4 protein-coding genes are annotated in these 6,318 nt (G+C 62.8%); all 4 read left to right on the plus strand.

The window, feature by feature from the left end:
• Positions 1 to 1,635, plus strand: a 1,635-nt coding sequence (locus tag AC1DKV_RS39895) for a type VI secretion system Vgr family protein (RefSeq protein ID WP_477139688.1), incomplete at its 5' end; no start/stop codon positions are given.
• Positions 1,632 to 2,558, plus strand: coding sequence for a hypothetical protein (locus AC1DKV_RS39900; RefSeq protein ID WP_477139689.1), 927 nt, complete (start codon positions 1,632 to 1,634; stop codon positions 2,556 to 2,558). The genes AC1DKV_RS39895 and AC1DKV_RS39900, both read left to right, overlap by 4 nt.
• A gap of 16 nt (positions 2,559 to 2,574) precedes the next feature.
• The gene (locus tag AC1DKV_RS39905; protein WP_477139690.1) at positions 2,575 to 5,406 is read left to right on the plus strand and encodes a toxin VasX; all 2,832 of its coding nucleotides are present in this window, start codon (positions 2,575 to 2,577) and stop codon (positions 5,404 to 5,406) included.
• Positions 5,403 to 6,318 (plus strand): DUF6708 domain-containing protein (locus AC1DKV_RS39910; RefSeq protein ID WP_477139691.1); only part of this gene is annotated, 916 nt, incomplete at its 3' end. The genes AC1DKV_RS39905 and AC1DKV_RS39910, both read left to right, overlap by 4 nt.

Raw genomic sequence — 6,318 nt, forward strand, 5'->3', positions numbered from 1 at the left:
GGCTTCTACTTTGCCTTCCGCCACGACGCCGACGGCCACCGCCTGATCCACAGCGACCGCCTGTTCGTGCAGGGCCGCATCGCCGGCGGTCCCGTCCTCTACAACCCCACCCCCGGCGGCGACCAGCCCGAGCCCGCCCTGCGCCGCTTCACCTACACCGAGAACGTGCGTACGGCACGCCTCACCCAGCGCGACTACACCTTCACCCATCCTCAGTACGACCTCGAACACGCTACGGTCAGCACCCCCCTCGATCACCAAAAGAAGGGATACGAACACTACGGCTACCCGGGACGCTACAAACGCGACGAAGCCGGCAAGCCCTTCTCCGAGGCGCGCCTGCGCGGCCACCGCCGCGACGCCCGCCTTGCCCGCGTCGAGGGCGACGACCCGCGCCTGGTGCCCGGCCTGTCCTTCGAACTCACCGGCCACCCGCGCGGCGACATGAACCACGGCTGGCGCCCCATACGCATGCGCCACCACGGCGTGCAGCACACCAGCCAGGCCGAAGAGAGCGCCGGCAGCGAACAAGGTACTCGCTACAACTACACCGCCGAACTGGTCCCCGACCGGACCGAGTGGCGCGCCGAGCCCCTGCCCCGGCCATGCATCGAAGGGCCGCAATCGGCCACCGTGGTCGGCCCGGCCGGCGAAGAGATCTACTGCGACGAATGGGGCCGGGTCAAAGTGCAGTTCCCTTGGGACCGCCTGGGCAGGCACGACGAACACAGTTCCTGCTGGATCCGCGTGGCGCAGCACTGGGCCGGCGCCACCTGGGGCCACATCGCCATCCCGCGCATCGGCCAGGAGGTGATCGTCGACTTCTGGGACGGCGACCCGGACCAGCCGGTCATCACCGGCCGCACGTACMGMTCSAACCAGTTGCCRCCCTACGMRCTKCCGCACCACAAGACCCGCATGACCATCAAAAGCCAGACCCACAAGGGCGAGGGCTACAACGAGYTGCGCTTCGAGGAYGAGAAGKACCAGGAGGAAATCTWCGTCCACGCGCAGAAGGACCAGAACATTCACGTCAGGCACGACGAAACCACCTTTGTCGGGCATGACCGCAGCGAGCAGGTCGAGCACGACGAGACGATTGCCATCGGACATGACCGCAAGGAAACGGTGGGCAACGACGAGCAGGTGACCGTCGGCCAGGACCGGCGCCACGACGTCGRCCAGGACGACTTCCTGACCGTCGGGCGCAATCACACSATCCGGACTGGCAAGGATCGTACCGAGGAGGTGGGCAACAAYCGCCGCGACARGACYGCSGCCAACCACTGGATCGAGATCGAGGGGCACGCTGAGACCACCGTRCAGGGCCATGACAAGCTGCAGGCCGGGCAAAGCATCGAGCGCAAGACTGCGCGCTATGAAGTGAAGGCGGCAGAGCACCTCATCATCAGGGGGCCCGGCGGCACGCTGCGCATTGACGGCAACGGTATCACCCTGGATGCGATCGCTATTCGATTCAAGGGGCCCATCTCGCACCCGGGCGGTGGCGGCGGGAATCCGCTATCCATGGCTGGCACACCCAGGGCCGGTCAAGCGTTGGACCGCGTATGCGCCATGCGCGCGGACGGCAGTTGCCCACGCAAACCTTGCCCCTGCGGAAGGACAAACGCATGAGCACCGCTGAACACGCTGTGCCAGGCTGGCCGCGGCAACACGTCAAGGTGGTCACGACCCCGGCCTGGGCGACGCTGCAAGACGGACCCCGCCCTTGGCTTTGGCTCAGTGGCGAATGCAGCGAATCGCTGGAGGCCGATGTTCGGGGGCTTACCCAGCGTTTCGACCATCAGTGGGTGTGGCTGGATACAGCGTGGCAGTACGAGTCCCCCGGATACCAGCAGGGCCCCATGCTGGTGCCGTTGGACACCACCCTGTTTAACCACTTCCTCGAAACCTGGGCACCCCAGCGCGCCGGCTTACTGCTGTTGGGACCGGATGACGAACAGGAATTGCTCGGGCATCTACGACAATTGCGCCTGATCATCGCTGCTGACGGTTTGCCGCTTACCTTCAGCCTTGGCGCATCGCGCCAACTCGAAGAGCTAGGCGAAAGCCTTCCCAACGAGCGCCTTGCCCAACTGTTTGGTCCCATCGCTCGCTTGATCTGGCGTGCCGGCGGCAAGCACGCCACCGAGTGGCTGCAAGCCGATGCGCCAACAGCCATGCCTGGCGTCGCGCTGGCCGACGGCCACCACCTCACGTTGACGCCGGAAGACGAAGCCACGCTTGATCAGGCCAGCCACGCCTGGTTCATGCGCGACACCGCGCGTCTGTTCACCTTGCGCCATCCGGCACTGGCCAGTGCGCTCACGGAGACGCAGTTATACGCGCAATTGATGGCCTTCGACCGCGAAGCCGACAGCCTGGCGTTGCTCCTAGAGCGCGATGCGCGCCACTACATGGAGCTGCGCTTCGTCTATCCCCAGGCGTTGTTCGCCCATGACACCTTGCTGCGAAACCACCTGACCCGCCGCCATGTTCCCGCTCGCCAGCGCMTGCAGGAAGCCGAGGAACGCCTGCAGCAAATCGCGTGCCMCTAGTTTGAGGATTACCACCGTGACCCTGCCCCTCAAAAAAGCACTTCAACCCGCGCATCCCAGTGAGAAGCCAAGGAATTGCGCCATTTCGCCGCCGTCGTGCMAGCGCGGCGTCCCGGTCTACCCCCTGCGCTACGGCATCGCCGACAAGGGCTTCGAAGCCGCAGTCTTCCCGACACTCAGCGTGAAAGGCTATCCGGAACTAAAGGGCAGCAAGGCGTATGGCCTGCGTGTTTTGCGTCCTGGCACCTATGTCTACCTGTTCTATTACCAGAACAGCCGCATGTGGACCCAGCATTACCAGGTCACCAGCGACGTGCGCTTCGCGCCCATCTGGTGGACCGAAGCCGACTGCCAGGACGCCGCTCCCGGCCGCTTGGCCCGCCCCGATACCACCGGTGCAAAACCCTACCTGCTCGCCCCAGAGGACAAGATTGCCGATACCGTCTATGTGCTGGCCACCGACACCATCCTCACGCATGCCACGCTTTGGCGCATAGAAACCAATGACGGTGGTCTGCGCGACAAACTGGCGACAAAGATCAAACCTGCGGGCGGCGCCACACAGACGCATGCGTTCAATGCAGTGCTCCTGGGCACCGCGACTCGCGAACTGATGCCGGCGACGTACGGCCAAGCGATGTACTACCCCTGGAGCGAAATCCAGCCCTCGCCCCCCGGTCCTGACTTCAACCGGATCATCAGCGACATGTATATCACCCTGTCGCCACGCAAGGAGGTGGTGCCACTCGGTGTTGCCCTGCAAGACCCCGTGGGTATGGTCGGCGAACTTCACTATCTGGCAGCCTCCGAAGTCAAAAGAAAAACCCGGTACGCTGGCGAGAATGCGCACAAGTTGCAGAGCGGAAGATTCATCGCCGGGTATTTTCAGGCGGCAAAGAACAGCCCGCGGGCAAGCTCTCCGGAACTGGCTAAGGCGCTCGCCAAGCAGCGCAATCTGATCGACTACACCAACGCCGTCGCCTTCCCGGACCGCTATGAAAAACGGATAGTGGCCTTCGACACCGCTATCGACATGGCGGTCAGGGACGTGTCGTCCTGGGTCGACCTTATCGAAGCTCCCGGACTACTGGGTAAAGCGCTGAGTTGTTTCGATCTGAAGATACTGCACAACGCCCGCGATTACGAAAAAGCGGTATTCAACTGCATCGGTAGCCTGGTCCACACGCAGGACGGCCAGCGGGCTCTCGCCAAGTTGACGTCGATACCTCCCGCTCAGAGCCCCTACTGGCTCGCGCTGGCGAACGGCAGCCAGATTCTGATGGCGCGCCTTCAGGAAAAGACTGCCGACATCGCCAAGAACATGTTCGACGTGGTGGACAAGTACATGGAAGAGCATGCCGCCACCCCCACTACCAATGCATTGATCGGCCTGCTGCAGGCGCTGCCGCAGAACAAGCAGGCGGATATCCTCGTGCGCCGTCTACGCCATGTCATTGAGATCCGCTTTAACGCCACCATTGTCCAGTACGACCTCAGCCTGGCGGACATGTGGCGCTTCGCCTACGAGTTCCAGGGTTACCAGACGCTCGGGAGCGAACGMTTGCGCGGTTGGAAGCGTCCCATGCCCAAGGTCACGCAAGCGGAGGCGACCGCCAGGATCCTGGTTTACGACTGGGTCAAGATTGGCGAGACGACCTACCGCGAACTGGACAGCGCGCCGATCGAGCGGCTGGCGCTTCCGCCAACGCGCMCCATCAAGGTGGAAGGCAACATCTTCATCAATACGCTGAAGCGTATGCGCACGCCTGGTGGGTACCTATTCACCGGGTTGGGTGGATGGCTTGCTTATAAGGGCATGGTGGAAGCGGGTAAGCAATTCAATTCKACCGAGCTTCAAGTATCGAACGCAGTTTCAGTGATCGGTGCTTTTAGCGCGCTCATTGCTGCTGGCATCGAAATTGTTGCTACGGTCGTCGCCGTTCGCGCGGGCGCGCGTGGCAATGTCGCCTTGGCCACCACCGCCAAAATATTCGCCACCAAGCGTGGCGTGGCGATTTTCGGCGCAGGTGGCGCTGGCATTGCGACCGCAGCGGATGCCATTAGAGCAGTCAATGCCCTCAATGAAAGTAATTCCGAACAGGCCCGCATGTACCTTGGTTCTGCCATCGCCGGCGGCGTTATGACGCTGGCGGCCTGGGGCGGCGGCACCGCGACAGCCGCTACGATATCCGGTGGCGGGGCGGCAGTGGCCGTGCTTGGCCTCACGCCCGCAGGCTGGGCCGTGGTGGGGCTTGTCGCCCTGGGGGTTGGCATCGCCTTTAATGTCGGCGTCGATATKACCAAACACGGTCCTGTCGAAATATGGCTCAAGCACAGCGCCTGGGGTGTCGATCGCCGGCATTACACAAGAAGCGAGGAACTGGATGCCATCCACGGCCTCTACTACCGCCCGCGCCTGAGCGCTGAGTGGGACAAGACCTCAGGCTATGAGATCGGCACCCTGCGCATCCATTGCCAGTTGCCCGGCACCAACGACATGCCTGCCGAACATTTCCAAACCCAACTCAGCTTCACCCTGGCAGGCAACGAGCTTGTGCCAGTCCAAGGCCCCATTGTCTATGCCGCGGGTACCAGCCCCATCGACTACCGTCGCCAATGCTTGATCACGCCACTGGGTCATACCGGCAAGGAATGCGGCTGGGCCATCCAGATGCACGAGGACACCAAGGTTGCGCTGAAATACCTGTACCTGCCCGCCCCGGTCGAGCAACCCGGGCTCGCCATCGACCAGCCTGGCGCGCCGACACCACTGGTGTTCTCCTCGGGAGGCCTGTTCACCGATCCCATCGACCCGGCTAAGCTGGAGCCAGTGGGGACGCCTCTGTGAAAGCGGAAACCATCAAGCGACTTCCGCCCAGCCTGCGTCTGGGCGGCACGCCGCTCTATCGGAACCACGCTATCAGTGAGCCGCCCAAGCCCGATGGCGTGCGTCGCGTCAATGATCAGTGCGTCGAACTGGAGACCTATGCGAATTTCACGCGGACCAGTACTGCGGGCTTTATCGGTATGTCCGTCTTAGTGACGATCGCTGCGATGTTATTCATGTTAGCCATTGTCGATAAAGAAAAGATAACCTTTCAGATKGTTGGGACTTTGGTGATCAGTGCACCATCGTTGCCAGCCATGGCCTTCCTGTTTTACTTTGCCAGCGGCGCACATCGCAGCCGTGGCGCCTTCATCCGCATTCATCGCGGCACGCGCAAGCTCTATTTCATTTTCCCCGGCACAGAGCGCCTGCACGTGCTCGACTGGAACCAACTCGAAGCCYTGGCCGGCTACATCCCCATCGTGTCTGCCAGTGGCTATGCCAGCCGGCATCCGCTGTACCTGATCGGGGTCGATTACACGATGGACCCGTCGACCGAAATCTGCGCGGCCTGCGGCAACCTGGGTCTGTTCGACGGCGATCGCTCGGCCAAATCATTGTGGTCCTACCTGCAAGCCTTCATGGCCCATGGCCCTGCGGCSTTGCCCGAACCGCCGCCGCTACCGCGCCGACCCARCCRSAAACAGGCCACRCTGCARCCCTACCKCGACTKGTACGCCGGCCTGCGYCGCACGCTGGCCAAGCCGCACGGCATGTTGTGGGTGCCCATCACCCTTCCGCTGTGGCTGGGCTGGCTGCTGATCAACGCGTTTCCCGACAGCGTGGAAGCATGCATCCAGTACAACGTGCCCTACACGCCCTTTCCCACGGACATCGACGAGTTGTGCGGCATGGCATCGCCGCAGGTGAACG

It is taken from the genome of Cupriavidus sp. 05T41 (assembly GCF_056396525.1).